The following is a 19,731-nucleotide window of genomic DNA, read 5'->3' as shown; positions in this document are numbered from 1 at the left end:
CCAGCTTAGAGGCCTGCCGGTGTCGTCGTCTTGGACAGAACCGACACCTATTCGCGGGCGCGCAGTTTGAACACCGTGTAGGCCAGGGCCGCGAGCGCGGTGGCGGCCAGCAGCAGCAGGCCAACGGCGTAGCTGTTGCTCTGCTCGTCATAGGTGATGCCCATGATCAGCGGCGGGAAGTAACCGCCGAGACCGCCTGCCGCGGAGACGATTCCGGTGACACTGCCGACGCTGGCGGTGGGCGTGCGGCGCGCGACCCAGGCGAACACGCCGCCGGTGCCGATGCCGAGGAACAGCGCCAGCAGGATGAAGACGATCGCCGAGGCGACGTCGGCGGGCGGCTTGAAGGCGGCGAGCACCGCCATCAGCGCGGTACCGCCCAGCGAGGCGACCACGACGTACTTCGGCGCGATCCGGTCCGACAGGGCGCCACCGATGGGGCGCGCGATCACCGCGGCCAGGGCGAAGGCGGCGGTGCGGGTGCCGGCGTCGACGGCGGAGAAGCCGTAGATGTTCTTGATGTAGGTCGGCAGGTAGGAGCTGAACGCGACGAAGCCGCCGAACACCACGGCGTAGAGGAACGACATCTCCCAGGTGACGCCGAGCTTCATGGCGGCGCGCAGCTTGGGCAGCACCGGATCGGTGTTCGGGGTGAACTCCGGCGAGTTCCGCATGAACAGGATGCACAGCCCGGCGGTCACGGCGAGCAGGGCCGCCACGATCAGGTGGGTGGGCAGCAACCCGAACCAGTTGATGAAGCGCGGTGTGAAGAACGCCGACACCGCGGTGCCGACCATGCCCGCGCCGAACACGCCGGTCGCGAAGCCGCGCCGGGCCGGGACGTACCAGGAGTTCGCGAACGGGATGCCGACGGCGAAGATCGTGCCGGGGATGCCGAGCAGGAAGCCGAACACCAGCATCAGCGGATAGGACTCGACGCTGCCCGCGATGCCGACCGCGACGACGGGGATGATCGCGGCCAGCGAGACCCCGATGAACATCAGCCGGCCGCCGATCCGGTCGGTGAGCGCGCCGGACACGATCCGGCCGAGCGAACCGACCAGGATCGGCATCGCCACCATGATCGAGGCCTGCGTGCTGCTGAGGTTCATCGAGTCGGCGTAGTGCGGCGAGAGCGGGCCGATGAGGTTCCAGGCCCAGAAGTTGATCGCCGAAACCCAGGTGGCCAGGGCCAGGTTGAGGGTCGGCGACCCGTTGCGTACCGCTGCCGTTAGCGAGGTCACTCGATCAGGAAACCATAGTTGCTTGCTTCCGATGCCGTAACACGCAACAGTTCAGCAACTCAAAGAATGCACGCTCCGGATCTTAAATGCCGCTATAAAACGCTGAAAGTCAGCGAACAATCCATGACGGCCAACAATTCAGCAATACTTTGGCTATCTCAGCAGATCACCCTCACCGCGCGCCGACGCGGTCGCCGTCCGTGCGCTCGCTATCGCCCTTCGCGGCGACTGTTCCCAGCCCGCTCGGCCACCAGACTTTGCCGCCGAGCACGCTGAACAGCGCCGGAATGATCACCGTCCGCACCAGGAACGTATCGAGCAGGATGCCGATGCCCACCACGATGCCCAATTGCGTGAGGGTGATCAGGGGCAAGACCCCCAATACACAGAACACCGCCGCCAGCACGACGCCCGCGCTGGTGATGACCGCGCCGGTGGCTGAGACCGCGCGCACCATGCCCTGCTCGGTGCCGTGCGCGGGCGTCTCCTCCCGGGCACGGCTGACCAGGAAGATCGTGTAGTCCACGCCGAGTGCGACCAGGAACAGGAACGCGAACAGCGGCACGCTGGTGTCGATCGCGGGAAAACCGAACAGATGCACGCTGATCCAGCTCCCCAGGCCCAGGGCCGCGAGCGCGCTGGACACCGTGACGGCCACCAGCAGCAAGGCCGCGGGCACGGCGCGCAACAGCGCCAGCAGTACCAGGCAGACGGCGGCGAGGATGAGCGGGATGAGCAGCGATCGATCGCGGCTCGCGGCGTCGCGAGCATCGAGCGCCTGGGCATCGCTGCCGCCGACGAGCGCTTGCGCCTCGGGCACCTCGGCCAGCCGGGTCCGCAGCGCCTGGATCGCCGAGAAGGCCCCGTCCGAGCCCGGCTCGGCCTCGAGCAGCACCGTCCAGCGCGCCCAGCCGGTCGGCGAATTGCCGGTCGGCGTCGCCCGGACCACGCCCGGGATCGCACCGAACGCGTCGGTGACCGCCGGTGCGGCCGAGCTGCGAGCCACGACCTGCGCCGGGTCCGCGGTGCCCGGCGGGAAATGCTTTGCGAGCGAATCGAATCCGGTGATCGACTCGGCCCGTACGCGGAACTGCTCGGTCTGGGAGAGTCCGACGTCGACGGTGAACAGACCGAGCACGCAGATCGCCAGCACCGCCATCGTCGCCGCACTCACCACCCGGGCCCGGGCGACCACCCAGGTGGCGACGGCGTGCCACACCCCCTCCTCGGCGAGATCACGATCGTCGTGCCGGGGGACGTAGGGCCAGAAGACTTTTCGCCCGCAGATCGCCAGCGCCGCGGGCAACCCGAGCAGCACGAAAAGCAAGGCCACCAGCAATCCCGCCGCGCCGAACACGCCCAGGCTGCGGGTACTGGGCACCGAGGCCAGCAGCAGGACCAGCAGCGAGAGCACCACGGTCAGATTGCTGGCCAGGATGGCCGGCCCGGCCCGGCGCACGGCGCGGCGCAGCGCTTGCCGATGATCGGGATCGCGGTGCAGCTCATCGCGATAGCGCGAGATCAGCAGCAGCGCGTAGTTGGTGCCCGCGCCGAAGACGAGCACGCTGGTGATGCCCGCGGTCGAGCCGTCGAAGGTGAAATCGGTCAGGCGCGACAACCCCGCGCCCACGCTGGTGGCCACGCGGTCGGCCAGGCCGATGATGAGCAGCGGGACCAGCCACAGCACCGGTGACCGATAGGTCAGGATCAGCAGCACGGCGACCACGGCGGCGGTCACCGCCAGCAGGGTCACATCCGCACCGGAGAAGGAATCGGAGATGTCGGCCGCGAACGCGGGCCCGCCGGTGATCTCCACGGTCAGCTCGCCGGGCAGCCCCTCCCGCGCGGCCGTGCGCACACCGAAGATGTGCTCGGTCAGCGCCTCCCCGCTCAGCGTCGCCGGGATCGGTATCACGCCGATCGCCGCCGCGCCGTCGGGCGCGTACCGCAGCTCCCCGAGCGGGCCTTCCCCCGCGGCCGCGCGTGTCACGGCGGCGGTGCCGGCCGTGCGGTCGGATTCGGTGAGCACGCCCCCGTCGGCCCGGGTCAGGACCGCGACGGCCGAGGCCGCGCCCGCATCGGGGAATTCGGCCAGCACCTGTTCGATGCGGGTCGATTGCGCGGAATCGGGTAATGACCGGGGCGACTGCCCGGCGGTGTCGTTCTCACCGACTCCGCCGATCAGCGCGCCCGCCGCCGCGAGCAAGACCACCAGCAGCAGCCACGATCGGCGAGAGGTGACAACAGCGGCGTAACGGTCCCAGAAGCTCACCTCAAAACTCTTTCATAAACTTAAATATTAAACAATAGAGAGATATCAGGCGATACGCTGACGCGGTGACCGACTCGACGACAACCACACCGGGGGCGGACGCCGGCGACGAGCGCGCCGCGCTCGAGACGGAGATCGGCGCCGATCTCCGTGCGCTGACCGCCATCTCCGAGCAGCTGGGCCATGTCTTCGCGCGGTCGAACAATTTGCGCCCCAACGATTTCCGGGCCCTGCTGCACATCGCCACCGCCGAATACGCCGGTCGTCCGCTGACCTCGGGCCAGCTCGGCCGGCTGATGGGTATGTCCTCGGCGGCGGTGACCTACCTGGTGGAGCGGATGATCGAGTCCGGGCACCTGCGCCGCGGCACCGATCCCAGTGATCGCCGCCGGGTGCTGCTGCATCACGACGACACGGGCCGGGCCGCGGCCGAGGATTTCTTCGTGCCACTCGGCCGGCGCACCCGCGCGGCGATGGCCGAGTTCTCCGCGGCCGACCTGCGCGCCGCCCATGCCGTGCTGACCGCGGTCATCGGGGCGCTCGGCGCCCATCACGACGAACTCCAGGGTCACTGACCGCGCACGGTGACGACGCGGTTGTGCCAGCCGGTGGACCCGTCCGGGAAAGGCGTTGTGCGCGCCTCGGTCTGGACCATCCCGGCGCCGTCGGTGGCCCGGACCCGCAGCGTATGCGCGCCCGGCGTCGCCGGCCAGCGCCAACTCCATTGCCGCCAGGTGTCGGTGGAGTACTCGACGGCGAGATCCGCCCGCTGCCAGGGCTGGTCGTCGACCTGCACCTCGACGGCGGCGATACCGCGCCGCTGCGCCCACGCGACGCCGGCCACCACCACCTCGCCCGCGGCGACGGTGGCGAAGGAAGCCGGGACGTCGATTCGCGCGGCGGTCTTGATCGGCGCGCGATCGCCCCAGCCGCGGTCGGTCCAGTAGGCGGTGGCCCGATCGAAGCGGGTCAGCTCCAGGTCGACGATCCATTTGGTCGCGGACACGTAGCCGTACAGGCCGGGGATGATCAGCCGCGCCGGATAGCCGTGCTCGATCGGCAGCGGTTCCCCGTTCATGCCCACCGCCAGCAGTGCGTCCCGGCCGTCGGTGATGGCCGAAAGCGGTGTGCTGGCAGTGAATCCGTCGATGCTGCGGGACAGCACCATGTCCGCGTCCCCGCGCGGGCCCGCTTCGCGCAGCAGCTCCGCCAGCGGATAGCCCAGCCAGGTCGCGGTGCCCGCGAGGTCGCCGCCGACCTCGTTCGAGACGCAGGTCAGCGTGATCACCCGCTCGACGGCGGTCCGGCGCCGCAGCTCGTCGAAATCGAGCACTACCGGCCGGTCCACCATGCCGTGGATCCGCAGTTGCCAGTCGTCGCTGGTCAGCGCGGGCAACTGCAAGGCGGTGTCGACCCGGTAGAACCGGTTGTTCGGCGTCACGAAGGGGGTGATGCCCGCGACCTGCGAGCCCGGTGCGATCGCCGCGGCCGGACGGTCCGGGCGCGGTAGCAGGAAACCGGCGCGATCGGCCAGCACGTCGCGCAGGCGGGCCGAGAGGGTCCGGGCGACGGTGGCCGACACCACGATCACCGCGCCCACGCTCGCCGCCGTGATCAGGAATTTGCGCCGCGACGGACCGGTGTCCGGGGTGCGCAAGGTCGGTGCGCCCGCCGTCAGCAGCCGCAGCGCCAGGACCCCCGCGAGCACGCCGATCACGGTCGGTATCACGAACCACGCTGTGGCAGTGGGCCTTTGCAGTGCCGCCACGGCGGTGACGCCGCCCAGGACCAGCAACAGGACGCTGCCGAGTGGGCGCTTACGTTCCAGCAGTCCCGCCACCATCGCCCCGACCAGCATCACCGCGGCCATGGTGGCGAACAGCGCCTGCTTGTCGCGGTCGCCGAAGCGACGAATCGCGGCGTCCTTCAACTCGTGCGGCGTGTGATCGACCATAGTGGCGCCGAGGGTGAAGAACGGCGAGGACGCGGGGTCGATCAGCACGGCGACGAGATGACCGACGGCGAGCACGGTGGCGGCGGCGAGCACCCCCGCCACCGCCGCGGCCACCCGGCCGATTCGCCGGGGTGGCGAAATCGGTTCGGGCGCCGCGGTTTCGGTGGTCATCACGACTCCGATCAGGCCGGCGGCATGAGCACGGTGTCGATCAGGTAGACCGTGGCGTTCGCGGTCTGCACGCCACCGCAGATGACCGAGGCGTCGGCGACCTTGAGGTTGTCACCGGAGCCGGTCACGGTCACTTCGGCGCCTTCGACGGTCTTGTGCGCACCGGCGATCTTGTCGGGCGCGATCCGGCCCGGCACCACGTGGTAGGTCAGGATCTTGGTCAGCGTCGCCGAATCGGTCTTCAGCGAGTCGATGGTGGCGGGCGGAATCTTCGCGAAGGCCGCGTCCACCGGCGCGAAGACGGTGAATTCCCCGCCGTTGAGCGTATCGACCAGGTTGACCTGCGGATTCAGCTTGCCGGACACCGCCGCGGTCAGCGTGGTGAGCAGCGGGTTGTTCGACGCCGCGGTCGCGACCGGGTCCTGGGCCATGCCGCTGACCGAGCCCGCGCCGCTGGGCACCTGGTCGGCGTAGGCCTTGCAGCCCGGTCCGACCAGCGCGGCGGCCGCACCGGCCGAGGTGGAGGTCATCGGCGCGGTCGAGGTCATCGCCGAGGTCGAGGAGGTGGAGGTGGAACTGGACTCGTTGTCACTGGAACACGCACCCAGGGCGGCGGCGGCCACCACGGCGATGCCGAGGGCGGTAGTGCGCTTGAGAAGCTTCATGATCGTTCCTCCGAGAGGGGATGGACGGGGCGCTCGGGCAAATCCGATGAACGCGGAAGGGCTTCGCGACCCGTGCCCGGCAGGTTTGGCCGATTCCGAGAAAACTTTTTCCGGCTCCCGGTTCGCACCGAATCGCCATGCCGTACCAAACCGGGTGGGCGGGCACATCGAAGTGGAGATATGCGATCTACCCTTTGTGCCGCGCTACCTGCGCGTTCGCCCGCACGACCCGAGCACCGGCTCGCGGGACGAGGCCACCGTGACTGACGCACCCGGTGGACGCGATATCGCCGTGATCGGCTCCGGGGTCGCGGGGCTCACCGCCGCCTACGTGCTGTCCCGCACCGACCGCGTCACCCTGTACGAGCGAGACAACCGGCTCGGCGGGCACGCGCACACCCACGAACTCGAATACGCCCCCGGGCAGCGCGTACGGGTCGATTCCGGATTCATCGTGCACAACGACCGCACGTATCCGACACTGCTGCGGCTGTATGCGGAACTGGGCGTGGAAACCCGCGAGACCGACATGTCCATGTCGGTGCGGGCCGATGCCGCCGGTCTCGAATACGCGGGCGCCAAAGGCTTTCCGGGCCTGTTCCCCTCCGTGCGCACGGCGTCGCGGCCGCGCTATCTGCGTATGCTCGCCGAGGTGCCGCGGTTCCACCGGGCGGCGCGCGCGTTGCTCGCGCAACCCGCCTCGGCGGAGACCCTCGCGGAATTCCTGCGGCGCCAGCGGTTCAGCGCCTACTTCACCGACTACTTCATCACTCCGCTGGTGGCCGCGGTGTGGTCGTGCGATCCCCGGCTGGCCCGGGAGTACCCCGCGCAGTATCTGTTCCGGTTCCTCGAACACCACGGCATGCTGACCGTGTTCGGCTCCCCCACCTGGCGCACCGTCGTCGGCGGCTCCGCCCGCTACGTCGAGAAGATCGCCGATCGGATCGACGAGATCCGCACCGGGACACAGGTACTCGCGATCGTGGAGCGGCCGGACGGCGTCCTGCTCACCGAATCCGGCGGCGCGCGCAGGTTCGACGCCGCGGTCATCGCCACCCATCCCGCGCAGGCCCTGGCCATCCTGGCCGCGCCGAGCCCGGCGATGCAGTCGGTGCTCGACGCGATGCCGTACTCGGTCAACCACGCCCAGCTGCACACCGACGAGACCCTGCTGCCGCGGGCGACGCGGGCGCGCGCGTCGTGGAATTACTTGGTACCCGAGGGAATTCAGGATGCGTCCGGCGTCGTGGTCACCTACGACATGTCCCGCCTGATGGGGCTGGAGCAGGTGACCGACCGGCGATTCCTGGTGACCCTCGGCGGCTCGCACCTGGTGGATCCGAGCCGGGTGCTCGCCGAGATGACCTACGAGCATCCGATCTACACGCCGCAGTCGGTCGCGGCGCAGGGCCGGCTGCCCGAACTCGACACCGACCGGATCGCCTTCGCCGGCGCCTATCACGGCTGGGGATTCCACGAGGACGGCGCGCGCTCCGGCTTGCGCGCCGCCGAGCGCCTGGGCGGGCGGTGGGCCCGGCCGGCGGGGTCCGAGCTGTCCGGAACGGCGGCGAGATGACCGCGCCGATCGCCCCCGCCCTCTACTTCACGCGAATACACCACGCGCGCAAGGAACCTGTCCGCCACGAGTTCGAATACCCGGGCTACAGCTGGTATTTCGACATCGACTCGCCGCCGAGGCTGCCGTGGCCGCTGCGGCCCCTCGGTTCCTTCCGCGCCGCGGATCATCTCGCCGGACCGGGCGCGGATCTGCGCAGCCGCGTCGACCGGATGCTGGACACCCACGGCGTCGACGACGCGGACGGGCCGGTCACGGCGCTGATGAGCGCCCGGGTCCTGGGCTACGTCTTCGATCCGCTGACCGTGTTCTGGTGCCACGATCGGGACGGGCGGCTGCGGTGCGTGCTCGCCGAGGTGCACAACACCTACGGCGAACGGCACACCTACGTGCTGCGCACCGACGACCGCGGCCGCGCCGAGACCGGCAAGCGGTTCTACGTCTCACCGTTCAACGCCGTCGAGGGCCGCTACGCGCTGCGACTGCCCGAACCGGCCGCGGCGCTCGGGCTGCGCATCGTGCTGCTGCGGGACGGGCAACCACCCTTCCTCGCCTCGATGACCGGCCACCGGGTGCCGCTGACCGCGCGCACCCTGCTGCGCGCACAGCTGCGCGCCCCCCTCTCACCCCAGCTCACCGCGCTGCGCATTCGCCGGCACGGTATCGCCCTGTGGGCGAAGGGAGTTCCCGTTGATCCACGGCCGTGCGCCGCGTCATCCCGAAGGACAGCCTCGTGACCAGTTTCTGCCTCGATACACTCGGCGGCGACCTGTTGCCCCCCATCCCGACCGGTCGCCGGGCCCGGTTCCGCGCCCGCTGCGCCGGCTTCCTGTTCCGCCGGGCGATCGCCCGGCTGCCGCTGCGGGTGGAACTCCCCGACGGCACCGTGCTGGGCGCGGGCGCGCGCACCGAACCGTTGCCGCGCATGATCATTCACGATCCGGAGGCGTTCTTCGCCCGCCTGGGCGGGCAGGGTCTGATCGGCTTCGGGGAGTCCTACACCGCCGGTGAATGGACCGCGCCGGACCCGGTCGCGGTGCTCACGGTCCTGGCTACCCGGCTCACTCAACTGATTCCCGCTGCGCTGCAGGGGTTTCGCGGCGTACTGCCCACGCCGCCGGAGCGCGAAGTCGGCACGGCGGAGAACGCGCGCGCCAATGTCGCGCACCACTACGACCTGTCCAACGAGCTGTATCAGCTCTTCCTCGACGAGACCATGAGCTACTCCTCGGCGCTGTTCGAGGACCCCGACACTGCCGCGTGGGACCTGCTGGCCCAGGCCCAGCACGACAAGATCGACCGGTTGCTCGACGCCGCCGGTGTCGGCCCGGGCAGCCGGGTCCTCGAAATCGGCACCGGCTGGGGCGAATTGTGCCTGCGGGCCGCCGCGCGCGGTGCCCAGGTGCACTCGGTGACGCTGTCGGACCGCCAGCTGGGGCTGGCCCGGATCCGGGTCGCCGCCGCGGGTTTCGCCGATTCGGTCCGCATCGAGCTGTGCGACTACCGCGACGTGCGCGGTGAATACGACGCCATCGTCTCGGTGGAGATGATCGAGGCCGTCGGATACCGGTACTGGCCGGTGTATTTCGAGACGCTCGACCGGCGCCTGGCCCCGGGCGGCCGGATCGCGTTGCAGGCGATCACCATGCCGCACGACCGGATGCTGGCCACTCGCGACACCTACACCTGGATCCAGAAGTACATCTTCCCCGGCGGATTCCTGCCGTCCACCGAGGCGATCGCGGACGCCGCCGCTCAGACCCGCCTGCGCGTCACCGAAAGACTGTGCTTCGGCAGGCATTACGCGCAGACCCTGCGACTGTGGCGCGAGCGCTTCGACGCTCGCACCGCCGAGGTCGAGGACCTCGGCTTCGACGCCGTGTTCCGGCGGCTGTGGCAGTTCTACCTCGCCTACTCCGAGGCCGGATTCCGCTCCGGATACCTCGATGTCCAGCAGATCGTTCTCGACCGTCCCGAGGAGCGCCCGTGACCGCCGCCGCCCACCTGGAATCCGCCCTGCGCCCGCTGCTGCGCGGGCCGCTGCCGGTGCGCCTGACCACCTGGGACGGCGGCGCCGCCGGCCCGGTCGACGCACCGCACGTGCACCTCGCCGGTCCCGGCGCGCTGCGCCGAATTCTCTGGCACCCCAACGAACTCGGTGCCGCGCAGGCCTACGTCACCGGCGAGATCGAGGTCGAGGGCGACCTCGGCGCGGCGCTCAGCACGGTCTGGCACACCGTCGCCGCCCGCCGGATCAGCGGTGTGCGGGCCCGCGATATCGCCCGCCTCGCCGTCGCTGTCGCGCGCACCGGCGCACTGGGCCTGCCGCTGCCGCCGCCGTCCACTCAGGCGCGGCTGCGCGGGCGCCGCAACGAGCAACCCCGCGACCGCGAGGCGATCAGCCATCACTACGACGCCTCCAACGACTTCTACGCCATGCTCCTGGATCCGACGATGGCCTACTCCTGCGCCTACTTCACCCGCGGCGTCCCGGGCACCCTCGCCGATCCGGACGCCGAGCTGGCCGAAGCCCAGCTGGACAAGCTGGACCTGGTCTGCGAAAAACTCGAGCTGTCGCCCGGCAAGCGGCTGCTCGACGTCGGCTGCGGCTGGGGGTCGCTGAGCCTGCACGCCGCCGAGCACTACGGCGTCGAGGTACTCGGCATCACCATCGCCGCGGCGCAGCGCGACTACATCGAAACCCAGATCGCCCGGCGCGGACTGGGTGACCAGGTGCGCGTGCGCCTGCTCGACTACCGCGAACTCACCGACACCGGTTTCGACGCGGTCGCCTCGCTGGAGATGGGCGAGCATGTGGGCGAGCGCAATTACTCGCGCTATGCCCGCGCGCTGCACGATGCCGCCGCGCCCGGAGCCCCGGTGCTGGTGCAGCAGATGTCGCGGCACGGGCGGCATCCCGGCGGTGGTCCGTTCATCGAATCCTTCATCGCGCCCGACATGGCCATGCGCCCGGTCGGCGAGACCGTCGGCCGGCTCGAGCACGCCGGGCTGGAGGTGCGCGGGGTGCAGGCGCTGCGCGAGCACTACGTCTGGACCGCGCAAGCCTGGTCACGCACCCTCGAGGAACGCTGGGACGACGCGGTCGCCCTGCTCGGCGCGGAGGGCGCGCGCACCTGGCGGCTCTACCTCGCGGGCGGTGCGCTGGCCTTCGAGCAGAACCGGATGGGCGTGGATCAGATTCTGCTGCGGCGGCCCGCACCCGTGACCAGCCCGCGGCCGATTCCGGAGCAGGCGGTACTGGCGTCATGAATTGGCATACGGCACTGATCATCTGGCTCGCCTCGGCGGTAGTGCTGGCCGTCTTGCAGGTCGCGACCTACGCGGTCGGCCGTCGGCTGGGCCGGTACAACGTCGTCGATGTGATCTGGGGCTTCGGTTTCGTCCTCGTCGCGGTGGTCGCCGCATTGCTCGGCGACGGCCCCTGGGAGCGGCGCGTACTGCTGCTCGTGCTGGTGACGGCCTGGGGCCTGCGCCTGAGCTTCTACATGCTCCGGCGCACCAGCGGGCACGGCGAGGATCCGCGCTACGACCAACTGCTGGACCGGCACGGCCGCTCACCGGCGGCGGTGTTCACCCGCATCTTCCTGACCCAGGGCGTGGCGCAGTGGGTGATCTCGCTACCCATCCAGATCTCGGCCGCGGCCGGGGCGACCCGCGGGCCGGCCTGGATCCTGCTCGGCGCGGGCGTACTGATCTGGGCGATCGGCCTGTTGTTCGAAGCGGCGGGCGATCGGCAGCTGGCCCGGTTCAAGGCCGACCCGACCAACCGCGGCCGGATCATGGACCGCGGGTTGTGGGCCTGGACCCGGCATCCGAACTATTTCGGCGATTTCTGCGTGTGGTGGGGTCTCTGGCTGATCGCGGCCAGCGCCTGGCCCGGCGTGCTCACGGTGTTCGCACCGGCGCTGATGTCCTACTTCCTGATTCGAGGCACAGGAGCGAAAATGCTAGAGAACGTGATGCGCGACCGGCCCGGCTACCGGGAATACCAGCAGCGGACCTCCTACTTCTTCCCCAGGCCGCCGCGATGATCGCCGCGCCGTCGGCACTGGACATCCCGAGGCTCTTTGTCACGGGATGGGGATCCGCAGTAATGTCCGAGTCGGTATCCGAGTGTTTCGAGGGTGCCGGAACGGGCCGCTCGTTGTCCCCCACACCGGAATGGAGACACAGCGCTATGGCGGATGAACGCCGCATCGTGTCGCTCGCCCCCGACCGCAATGGTGAGGGCGCGGCCGAGACCTGCCCGCCACACCGTGCGACGCCCGATCCGGAAGTCACCCGCAAACTCGCGGAGCTGCTGGATCGCGTGGCCGGCGGCGATCGGGAGGCCTTCACCGAGTTCTACCGCTCCACCCACGATCGGGTATTCGGTCTGGCGCTGCGTGTCCTGCGGCGGCCCGCGGCGGCGGAGGAGATCACCCAGGAGGTCTACCTCTACGTCTGGAACACCGCCGCGCAGTACGACATTCGCCTGGCCAGCCCGATCGGCTGGCTGATGATGCTGACCCACCGCCGCGCCGTCGACCGGGTGCGCACCGAATCCTCGGCCACCACCCGCGATCTCACCTACGGGCACCGCCAGCTCGGGCGCGACCACGACATCGTCGCCGAGACGGTCGGCCAGCGCTCGGACGAGCGCGCGGTCGTCGAATGCCTGGGCACGCTCACCGACACACAACGCGAAACCGTCGCCCTCGCCTACTACGGCGGGCGCACCTACGCCGAAGTGGCCGAGTACCTCGGCATTCCGCTCAACACCGTGAAGACCCGCATTCGCGACGGTCTGAAGCGGCTCCAGAACTGCCTGACAGAATCGGTGCGCGATGCCTGACATCCATCCCCACTCCGAGCTGCTCGAACTCGCGTACCCCTACGCCCTCGACGCCCTGTCCGACGAGGACCGCCGCGCCGTCGAGCACATGCTCGAGCACGCCGACGAGCCCACCGCCGACGCCTTCCGCAGCACGGTCCGCGACCTGCGCGAAACCCTCGCCACCATGACGGTCCTGGATGCCGTGCCCGCGCCGCCGAGCGTGGAGCAGACACTGCTGGAGTTACTCGACGCCCAAGCCGGGCCCACCGGTAAGCCCGCGGGCCCCGCCGGCGCCTCGGCCTGGCGGCGCAACAGCCGCCGCTGGCTCGCGGTGGCCGCGGCCGCGGCGATCCTGGCGGGCGCCGGGGCCGGAATCACGGTGTTCCGCAGCCAGTCCCAGGATTCCGGGCAGGTGACGGCACAGCAGGTGCTGGACCAGTCCGACGTGCAGGAGAAGACACTGCCGCTCAGCAACGGCGGCACCATCACGGTCAACGCGTCGAAGGAACTCGGCACCGCGATCGTCTCCTTCGACGGCGTACCGGCCCCGCCCACGGCCCATACCTACCAACTGTGGTTGATCGCCGGCGGCGATCAGGTGCGCTCGGCCGGTGTGGTCGCACCGCTGCCCACCGCCAGTGCCCCGATGCTCATGAGCTTCGGTGACGCCGGAACACTCGCGGTCTCGATCGAACCCTCGGGCGGCTCCCCGCAACCCACCACCGATCCCGTCGTCGGCGTGCCCCTGGCCTGAGCTACGCGAGCGTGACCGCGACCAGTTCGCTCCAGTCCGCTCGGGTGCCCTCCGCCATCGCCTCGGTGAACTTCGTGTCGCCGAGGCGTTGCCGTGCGACCTGCTCGATCCGGGCGACATCGGGCTGCGAACGATCCGGCAGCCCGCGCGCCACGGCGCTCGCGGCGAGCAACCGCACGGCCTGCTCGTCCTGCTGATCCCGCAGCGCCGCGTCCGCGACGCCGACCAGCACCCGGGCGACCAGCATCGCGTAGCCGGCAGCCGCGGCCGCCTCGACGGCCGCGGCCCGGTGCGCACGGGACCGCTCGCGATCCTCGGCGAGGTAGCCGAGCAGGTCTTCGATCACGCCGCGCACGCCCGGCCGCTCGGCGTCGGCGCCCAGCAGCGCCGTCGTGATCTCGAGCTGGCGCAGCGCCTGCGCGGTATCGCCGCTCCAGCGCGCGAGTTCGGCTTTCGTCAGCGCCAGTTCGGCCAGCGCGTTGGGCCAGGCGACCCGCTCCGCGGAGCGCTGCGCCGCCGCCATCGCCGCCGCGCTGGCCTCGAAATCACCGAGCAGCCAATACAATTGAGCCTGTCGCGAGCGCATCGGCACGACGTCCTCGAGCGCGCCGACCTCGATGACGGCCGCGATCGCCTGTTCGTAGTGCTCGCACGCGCCCGCGAAGTCACCGCGCGTGGCGATGCGGTTGGCCAGCTCGGTCCGGGCAAACGAAATGCCCCACCGGTCCCCGATCGCGCGGAACTCCGCGACGGCCGCGCTGAGATACTCGTCGGCTTCCGGGCCGCCGTCGCCGAGCTGGATCCGGATCTTGCCGAGATGCAACCGGCCCATGGCGCGCACCCACGGATCCGGGTCGGACAGCAGCGCTTCCCAGGCGGGCAGGAACGCGCCCGGTTCCTGCAGCATGCGATAGAGCGGTGCGGCGAAACTCAGCGCCGGATGGCTGCCCCGGACGTGCCGGCTGAGTTCGTAGGCCTTCTTGATCCACTCCTCGGCCTGGTACTGATCGGACTGCTGCCCGGAGGTCGCGAACTGCACGACCAGGCCGTACACCACCGCCCGAATCTCGTCGGGCACCGCGCCGGGCAGGGCCACGGCGGCCATGATCAGCTCGTTGCCCTCGGCCTTGTGCCCGCCCAGCCACCAGTACCAGCCGGCGCCCGCGGCCAGGCGCATCGCGCCCTCCGCGTCGCCGGCGGCGAGCGCACCGCGCATGGCGGCGCCGATGTTGTCGCGCTCGGGCTCCAGCACCGCGAGCCAGCGCAGTTGCTCGGCGCCGCGCAGCCGCGGTTCCGCGGTCGTCGCGAGTTCGGTGAAGTACGCCAGATGCGCGTGCCGGGCCGACTCCGACTCCCCCGCCTCCGCACGCCGCTGTTCGGCGTACTCCTTGATGGTGCCGAGCATCCGGTAGCGCGGTGTCCGATCGTTCGTAACGAGCACCAGCGATTTCTCGGTCAGCGCGGTCAGCAGGTCGATGACCTCGTACTCCTCGACCACGCCGCCCGCGCAGACGCGCTCGGCCGCCTCCAGCGTCGCGCCGCCGGCGAACACCGAAAGTCTGCGCAGCACAACCCGTTCGGCGTCGGTGAGCAGTTCCCAGCTCCAGTCGACGACCGCGCGCAGGGTCCGGTGCCGCGGGAGCGCGGCGCGGCTGCCGCCGGTGAGCAGGCGGAACCGGTCGTCCAGGCGGTGGGCGAGCTGATCCAGGGACATGGTGCGCAGCCGGGCCGCGGCGAGTTCGATCGCCAGCGGCATGCCGTCCAGAGCGCGGCAGACCCGGGCCAGGGTGTGCGGGTCGGTCGTCAGGTCGTTGCGGACCGCGCGGGCCCGGTCCTGCAGCAGGCGGATGGCCGGTGCGGATTCGATCTCGGCCGGGTCGGCGTCCTCGGCGGGCAGCCGCAGCGGCGCGACCGGCCACAGCGCTTCCCCGGTGATGCCGAGCGGTTCGCGGCTGGTCGCGAGAATGCGCAACTGCCGGCACTCGCCGAGTACCCGGTGGGCGAAGGTGGCGGCCGAGTCGATGACGTGCTCGCAGTTGTCCAGGACGAGCAGCATCGAGCGCTCGCGGAGCGCGGTGATGACCCGGTCGGTCGGCTCCGCGTCCGAGGCCTCGCCGAGCAGCGCGTCGCGCAGTTTGAGCGCGGCGAGCGTAGCCAGCGCGACATCGCCGTCGGCCCCGATGCCCGCCAGTTCGACCAGCCAGACGCCGTCGGGCAGGTCGCCGAGCAGGGTGCGCGCGGTCTCGGTGGAGAGCCTGGTCTTTCCGGAACCGCCCGGCCCGGTCAGGGTGGTGAGCCGGTGCTCGGCGATCAGGCCGCGGACCACAGCGACGTCGGCGTCCTTGCCGACGTAGCTGGTCAGCTCGGCGCGCAGGTTGGTCTTGCGGGTCTCCTCGCGGCGGCCCAGCTCGCCGCGCAGCAGCGCGACGTGCAGGGCCGAGAGCTCCGGGGCCGGATCGACACCCAGTTCGTCGGCCAGGGTTTCGCGGGCGCGCTCGTAGACCAGCAGCGCCTCGGTGTCGCGGCCGGTGGCGACCAGCGCGCGCATGAGCGCGGCGACCAGGCGTTCCCGGACCGGATGCGCGGCAACGAGATCGGTGAGTTCGGTGACCAGCTCCGCGCCGTGACCGAGATCGATCTCGGCGTCGAACCGGTCCTCCATCGCGGTCAGGCGCAGGCCCTCCAGCCGGGTGACGGCCGCGTCGAAGGCCCCGCTCTCCTGGAGCCCGACATCCTGCATGGCGCCGCCGCGCCACAGGGCCAGTGCCTCACGCAACCGCTGCACGCCCTGCGAACCCTCGGCCTCGCGGGCCAGCGCGAGCAGCCGTTCGAACCGCACGGCGTCGACGGAGTCGGGGGCCACCTGTAGTCGATAGCCGTCGGTCTGGCCCTCGACCGCGCCGTCCGGCAGCACCTTGCGCAGCCGGGAAACCAAGCGGTGCAGGGAATTCGCCGCGTCGGCGGGTGGGTGCTCGCCCCAGATCCAATCAACCAGCGTCGCTTTCGGCACCGCGTGCCCCGCTTCGAGCGCGAGCGCGATCAACAGCCCGCGCAACCGCGCGCCCGGCACGTCGGCCACAACGCCGTCGGCCGTGCGTATCTCGAATGGTCCCAGGATTCCGATCTGCACCCGGCCGATCTTGCCATGGGCAAACGCGCGCTGACGCCGCGCGGAACCGATGTCAGGGCCGTGACAGGCCGATGTCAGGCCGATCCGCGAGCTTGGTCACATGACTTCCACCATTCCCGTTCCGCAGGGCCTGCCGATGGACCGCAACGCCGGACCCTTCGACCCGCCCCGCGAGATCACCGCACTGCGGGCCGCCCGCCCGGTCAGCCCGATGGCCTTCCCCGACGGCCATCAGGGCTGGCTCGTCACCGGACACGAGGCGACGCGACGGCTCATGTCCGACACCAGATTCAGCTCGCGCCAGGACCTCGGCATCGTGCACGTGCCGTTCGAGACGCCCGGCATGCCCGTGCAGACCGAGCCGTCCCCGCCGATGCCCGGGGTGTTCGTCGCCATGGATCCGCCGGACCACACCCGGCTGCGGCGCCTGCTCACCGGCGCGTTCACCGTCAAGCGCATGAAGCAGCTCGAAGACCACATCATCGAGATCGTCGAGCGGCACCTGGACGAGATGGCGGCCCTGACCCCGCCGGTCGACCTGGTCAAGGCGTTCGCGCTGCCGGTGCCCTCGCTGGTGATCTGCGAAATGCTCGGCGTCCCTTACGCGGACCGGGAAACGTTCCAGGTCAACTCCGCCCAATTCCTGGTCAAGGATCAGACGCTGGAGGAGAAGATGGGCGCGCTCATCGCGATCAACACCTATCTCGCCGGACTGGTCGTCGGCAAGCGTGCCGAACCCGGCGACGACATCCTGTCCGATCTAGCGCGCAACGAGGAGCTCAGCATCGAGGAACTGGTCGGCATCGCCTTCCTGCTGCTGCTCGCGGGCCACGAGACAACCGCCAACATGCTGGCCCTCGGCACCTTCGCCCTGCTCGAAAACCTCGATCAGCTGGCCGAATTGCGCGCCGACCCGGAGCTGTATCCGCAGGCCGTCGAGGAGCTGCTGCGCTATCTGTCGGTCGCCGATATCTTCTATCGCTACGCGACCGAGGACATCGAACTCGGCGGCGAACTGATCCCGGCGGGCTCGACCGTGGTCGTCTCGCTGCTGGCCGCCAACCGCGATCCCGCGCGTTTCGAGGATCCCGACACCCTGAACCTGCGCCGCGAGGGCGGCGGCCGGCTGGCGTTCGGGCACGGCATCCACACCTGCCTCGGCCAGCAACTGGCGCGCATCGAGATGCGCGCCGGTTTCCAGGGACTGCTCAGCCGCTTCCCGACCCTGGAACTCGCCATCCCCGCCGACCAGGTGCGGCTGCGGACCGACATGAACATCTACGGCGTCCACGAACTGCCGGTGACCTGGACGAGGAGCTGACCGATGCGAATCATCGCGAATCGGGAGCGCTGTATCGGCGCGGGCATGTGCGCCCTGCTCGCGCCGGAGGCGTTCGATCAGGACGAGGACGACGGGCGGGTGCGGGTGCTGGTCGCGCGCCTCCCGGGTGATCACGCGCCGGTGCGCGAGGCGATCAGCGCCTGCCCGTCCGGGGCGCTGGAACTGGCCTGATACTCGCCCCGCACTCGTCACCGGGGTGCTGTCGGCAGGACCGCAGCGGACCGGCGCCCTAGGGAGCGTATTCGGCGGCGACGTCGAGGATCCAGGTGACGCCGAACCGATCGCGCAGCATCCCGAAGGCCGGCGCCCACTGGGCCGGACCGTATTCCTCGATGACCGCAGCGCCCGCGGCGAGGCCCTGCCACAGCGCGCCCACCTCCTCGACGGTCTCGCCGCGCACCGACACGAAGAACGGTTCCGCGGTGACCGTCGTGCCGTGCTCGCGGCGGGTGGTCACCGCGGCCTCGGCCACCGGCACCGTCTCGCCGGGCACGTCATAGGCCATGACCCGGAAGCCGTTGTCCGCGACGACCTCGCCGTAGACCACCTTGGCGGCGTCCGGCGCGGCGGCGGGCATGCCGAAGTCGCCGTAGGTGATGACCGTGGCCTGTCCGCCGAACACCGACTGGTAGAACTCCAGCGCCGCGCGGGCCTGACCGTGGAAGTTGAGGTGGGTGACAGCGTGTACCGACATGATCGGATCCCTTCTCGAGGTGCGTCACCGGCGGTTATCCGGCGACTGCTGCCAGGCTGCCAGCAGTACCGGACAGTGATTGTCCGCTTCTTGTGGCACAGTCGCCGATATGCCGACCGCCTCCTCGACCACGACCTCGCGCCGCCTGCTGTCGCTGCTCTCGCTGTTGCAGGTGCGCCGGGATTGGCCCGGGCTGCTGCTGGCCGAGCGCCTCGGCGTCAGCGACCGCACGGTCCGGCGCGATGTCGATCGCCTGCGTGAACTCGGCTACCCCGTGCACGCGATCAAGGGCCCCGAAGGCGGCTATCGCCTCGAAGCGGGCAGCGAGCTGCCGCCGCTGCTGTTCGACGACGGGCAGGCGGTCGCGCTCGCCGTCGCCTTGCGGATCGCGGTCGCGGCGGGTGCCGGGATCGAAGAGGACGCCGCCCGGGCGCTGTCCACCGTGCGCCAGCTACTGCCGTCGCGGCTGCGGGCCCGCGTGGACACCCTCGAGGTCACCGCGGTCGAATCGGCCGGGCGCGCAACCCGAGTCGACACGCACCTGCTGCTCGAGCTGAGCGCGGCGATCCGATCCACCGTGGAACTACGCTTCGACTACCCGTCCACCGCGGCCGAGCCACGGCCACCCCTGCGGCTCCAGCCGCACCACCTCGTGGCCCGCCACGGGCGCTGGTATCTCATCGGCTGGAATTCGGAACTCGAGCAGTGGCGGGTCTACCGGCCCGACCGCATGACCCTCCGCGTCCCCAACGGCCCGCGCTTCACGCCCCGGGAGTTACCCGGCGGCGACGTCGCCACTTTCCTCGCGGCCCGCTTCAAAGGCTCCACCACCGACACTTGGCCCTGCCGCGGCGAAGTCGTCCTGGATCTCCCGTTCTCCCGGGTCGCTCCGTTCGCCGGCGACGCCGTCGTCGAAGAACTCACCCCGGCCCGGACCCGGCTCCTGATCGGATCCTGGTCCTGGGCAGCACTGGCCGCCACCCTCTCCCGCTTCGACGCCGACATCGAGGTCCTCCACCCACCCGCCCTGCGCGCGGCGTTCGCCGACCTGGCCCGCCGCGCGACCCGCGCGGCAGGCGAAGGTTTGTAGGG

The 19,731-nt window shown here is 70.5% G+C and carries 17 protein-coding genes; 11 read left to right on the top strand and 6 right to left on the bottom strand.

Features of this window, described 5'->3' with window-relative positions; translation table 11 throughout:
- Positions 1-47 precede the first annotated feature (47 nt).
- The gene (locus tag AB0H76_RS11005) at positions 48-1,244 is read right to left on the bottom strand and encodes an MFS transporter (protein WP_357320881.1); all 1,197 of its coding nucleotides are present in this window, start codon (positions 1,242-1,244) and stop codon (positions 48-50) included.
- A gap of 172 nt (positions 1,245-1,416) precedes the next feature.
- Positions 1,417-3,516, bottom strand: a complete 2,100-nt coding sequence (locus tag AB0H76_RS11000) for an MMPL family transporter (RefSeq protein ID WP_357320878.1) — start codon at positions 3,514-3,516, stop codon at positions 1,417-1,419.
- A 65-nt stretch (positions 3,517-3,581) separates the two neighbouring features.
- On the opposite strand from AB0H76_RS11000, the gene AB0H76_RS10995 reads away from it, so the two are divergent.
- A complete protein-coding gene (locus AB0H76_RS10995) occupies positions 3,582-4,091 on the top strand; it encodes a MarR family transcriptional regulator (protein WP_357320875.1) in 510 nt (169 codons plus the stop codon).
- Here AB0H76_RS10995 and AB0H76_RS10990 read toward each other — a convergent pair.
- Entirely contained in the window at positions 4,085-5,641 is a 1,557-nt protein-coding gene (locus tag AB0H76_RS10990) for a molybdopterin-dependent oxidoreductase (RefSeq protein WP_357320873.1), read from the bottom strand. The genes AB0H76_RS10995 and AB0H76_RS10990 overlap by 7 nt on opposite strands.
- 11 nt (positions 5,642-5,652) lie before the next feature.
- Positions 5,653-6,306, bottom strand: coding sequence for a fasciclin domain-containing protein (locus AB0H76_RS10985; protein ID WP_357320870.1), 654 nt, complete (start codon positions 6,304-6,306; stop codon positions 5,653-5,655).
- Between the two features lie 259 nt (positions 6,307-6,565).
- Between AB0H76_RS10985 and AB0H76_RS10980 the strand changes: the two genes are divergently transcribed.
- From AB0H76_RS10980 to AB0H76_RS10950, 7 genes are all read left to right on the top strand, one after another.
- The gene (locus tag AB0H76_RS10980) at positions 6,566-7,882 is read left to right on the top strand and encodes an FAD-dependent oxidoreductase (RefSeq protein ID WP_357320868.1); all 1,317 of its coding nucleotides are present in this window, start codon (positions 6,566-6,568) and stop codon (positions 7,880-7,882) included.
- Positions 7,879-8,619, top strand: coding sequence for a DUF1365 domain-containing protein (locus tag AB0H76_RS10975; protein ID WP_357320865.1), 741 nt, complete (start codon positions 7,879-7,881; stop codon positions 8,617-8,619). The genes AB0H76_RS10980 and AB0H76_RS10975 overlap by 4 nt, the downstream gene beginning before the upstream one ends.
- Positions 8,616-9,872 (top strand): class I SAM-dependent methyltransferase, encoded by a 1,257-nt coding sequence (locus tag AB0H76_RS10970; protein ID WP_357320863.1) that lies wholly within the window; start codon positions 8,616-8,618, stop codon positions 9,870-9,872. Before AB0H76_RS10975 ends, AB0H76_RS10970 begins: the two co-directional genes overlap by 4 nt.
- Positions 9,869-11,152: a cyclopropane-fatty-acyl-phospholipid synthase family protein gene (locus AB0H76_RS10965; protein ID WP_357320861.1), complete on the top strand. Its 1,284-nt coding sequence runs from the start codon at positions 9,869-9,871 to the stop codon at positions 11,150-11,152. The genes AB0H76_RS10970 and AB0H76_RS10965 overlap by 4 nt, the downstream gene beginning before the upstream one ends.
- The gene (locus tag AB0H76_RS10960) at positions 11,149-11,934 is read left to right on the top strand and encodes a DUF1295 domain-containing protein (protein WP_357320858.1); all 786 of its coding nucleotides are present in this window, start codon (positions 11,149-11,151) and stop codon (positions 11,932-11,934) included. The genes AB0H76_RS10965 and AB0H76_RS10960 overlap by 4 nt, the downstream gene beginning before the upstream one ends.
- A 146-nt stretch (positions 11,935-12,080) precedes the next feature.
- The gene (sigK, locus tag AB0H76_RS10955; protein WP_357320855.1) at positions 12,081-12,737 is read left to right on the top strand and encodes an ECF RNA polymerase sigma factor SigK; all 657 of its coding nucleotides are present in this window, start codon (positions 12,081-12,083) and stop codon (positions 12,735-12,737) included.
- The gene (locus AB0H76_RS10950) at positions 12,730-13,473 is read left to right on the top strand and encodes an anti-sigma factor (RefSeq protein WP_357320853.1); all 744 of its coding nucleotides are present in this window, start codon (positions 12,730-12,732) and stop codon (positions 13,471-13,473) included. The genes sigK and AB0H76_RS10950 overlap by 8 nt, the downstream gene beginning before the upstream one ends.
- Position 13,474: 1 nt before the next feature.
- On the opposite strand, the gene AB0H76_RS10945 is transcribed toward AB0H76_RS10950, so the two are convergent.
- Positions 13,475-16,603 (bottom strand): BTAD domain-containing putative transcriptional regulator, encoded by a 3,129-nt coding sequence (locus AB0H76_RS10945; protein WP_357320852.1) that lies wholly within the window; start codon positions 16,601-16,603, stop codon positions 13,475-13,477.
- A gap of 100 nt (positions 16,604-16,703) precedes the next feature.
- Between AB0H76_RS10945 and AB0H76_RS10940 the strand changes: the two genes are divergently transcribed.
- Together AB0H76_RS10940 and AB0H76_RS10935 are read left to right on the top strand one after the other, a co-directional pair.
- Positions 16,704-17,924 carry a cytochrome P450 gene (locus AB0H76_RS10940; RefSeq protein ID WP_357320850.1) on the top strand — a complete coding sequence of 407 codons (1,221 nt, stop codon included), beginning with the start codon at positions 16,704-16,706 and terminating at the stop codon, positions 17,922-17,924.
- Between the two features lie 3 nt (positions 17,925-17,927).
- The gene (locus AB0H76_RS10935; RefSeq protein ID WP_357320847.1) at positions 17,928-18,116 is read left to right on the top strand and encodes a ferredoxin; all 189 of its coding nucleotides are present in this window, start codon (positions 17,928-17,930) and stop codon (positions 18,114-18,116) included.
- A gap of 58 nt (positions 18,117-18,174) precedes the next feature.
- On the opposite strand, the gene AB0H76_RS10930 is transcribed toward AB0H76_RS10935, so the two are convergent.
- Positions 18,175-18,639, bottom strand: a complete 465-nt coding sequence (locus AB0H76_RS10930) for a VOC family protein (RefSeq protein ID WP_357320845.1) — start codon at positions 18,637-18,639, stop codon at positions 18,175-18,177.
- 109 nt (positions 18,640-18,748) lie between these two features.
- Between AB0H76_RS10930 and AB0H76_RS10925 the strand changes: the two genes are divergently transcribed.
- Complete coding sequence (locus AB0H76_RS10925) at positions 18,749-19,729, top strand: WYL domain-containing protein (RefSeq protein WP_357320842.1); 981 nt, start codon at positions 18,749-18,751, stop codon at positions 19,727-19,729.
- Positions 19,730-19,731: the final 2 nt, after the last annotated feature.

Source organism: Nocardia sp. NPDC050712 (assembly GCF_040654295.1).
Taxonomy (GTDB): Bacteria; Actinomycetota; Actinomycetes; order Mycobacteriales; family Mycobacteriaceae; genus Nocardia.
Note: the sequence above shows the minus strand (reverse complement) of the source record. Positions and strands in the feature narration are given on the sequence as shown.

Coding starts and splice junctions, on each gene's coding strand:
- AB0H76_RS10950 (WP_357320853.1), top strand. CDS start 12,730: ATGCCTGACATCCATCCCCACTCCGAGCTGCTCGAACTCGCGTACCCC.
- AB0H76_RS10930 (WP_357320845.1), bottom strand. CDS start 18,639: ATGTCGGTACACGCTGTCACCCACCTCAACTTCCACGGTCAGGCCCGC.
- AB0H76_RS10940 (WP_357320850.1), top strand. CDS start 16,704: ATGACTTCCACCATTCCCGTTCCGCAGGGCCTGCCGATGGACCGCAAC.
- sigK (WP_357320855.1), top strand. CDS start 12,081: ATGGCGGATGAACGCCGCATCGTGTCGCTCGCCCCCGACCGCAATGGT.
- AB0H76_RS10935 (WP_357320847.1), top strand. CDS start 17,928: ATGCGAATCATCGCGAATCGGGAGCGCTGTATCGGCGCGGGCATGTGC.
- AB0H76_RS10925 (WP_357320842.1), top strand. CDS start 18,749: ATGCCGACCGCCTCCTCGACCACGACCTCGCGCCGCCTGCTGTCGCTG.
- AB0H76_RS10990 (WP_357320873.1), bottom strand. CDS start 5,641: ATGACCACCGAAACCGCGGCGCCCGAACCGATTTCGCCACCCCGGCGA.
- AB0H76_RS10960 (WP_357320858.1), top strand. CDS start 11,149: ATGAATTGGCATACGGCACTGATCATCTGGCTCGCCTCGGCGGTAGTG.
- AB0H76_RS10985 (WP_357320870.1), bottom strand. CDS start 6,306: ATGAAGCTTCTCAAGCGCACTACCGCCCTCGGCATCGCCGTGGTGGCC.
- AB0H76_RS10975 (WP_357320865.1), top strand. CDS start 7,879: ATGACCGCGCCGATCGCCCCCGCCCTCTACTTCACGCGAATACACCAC.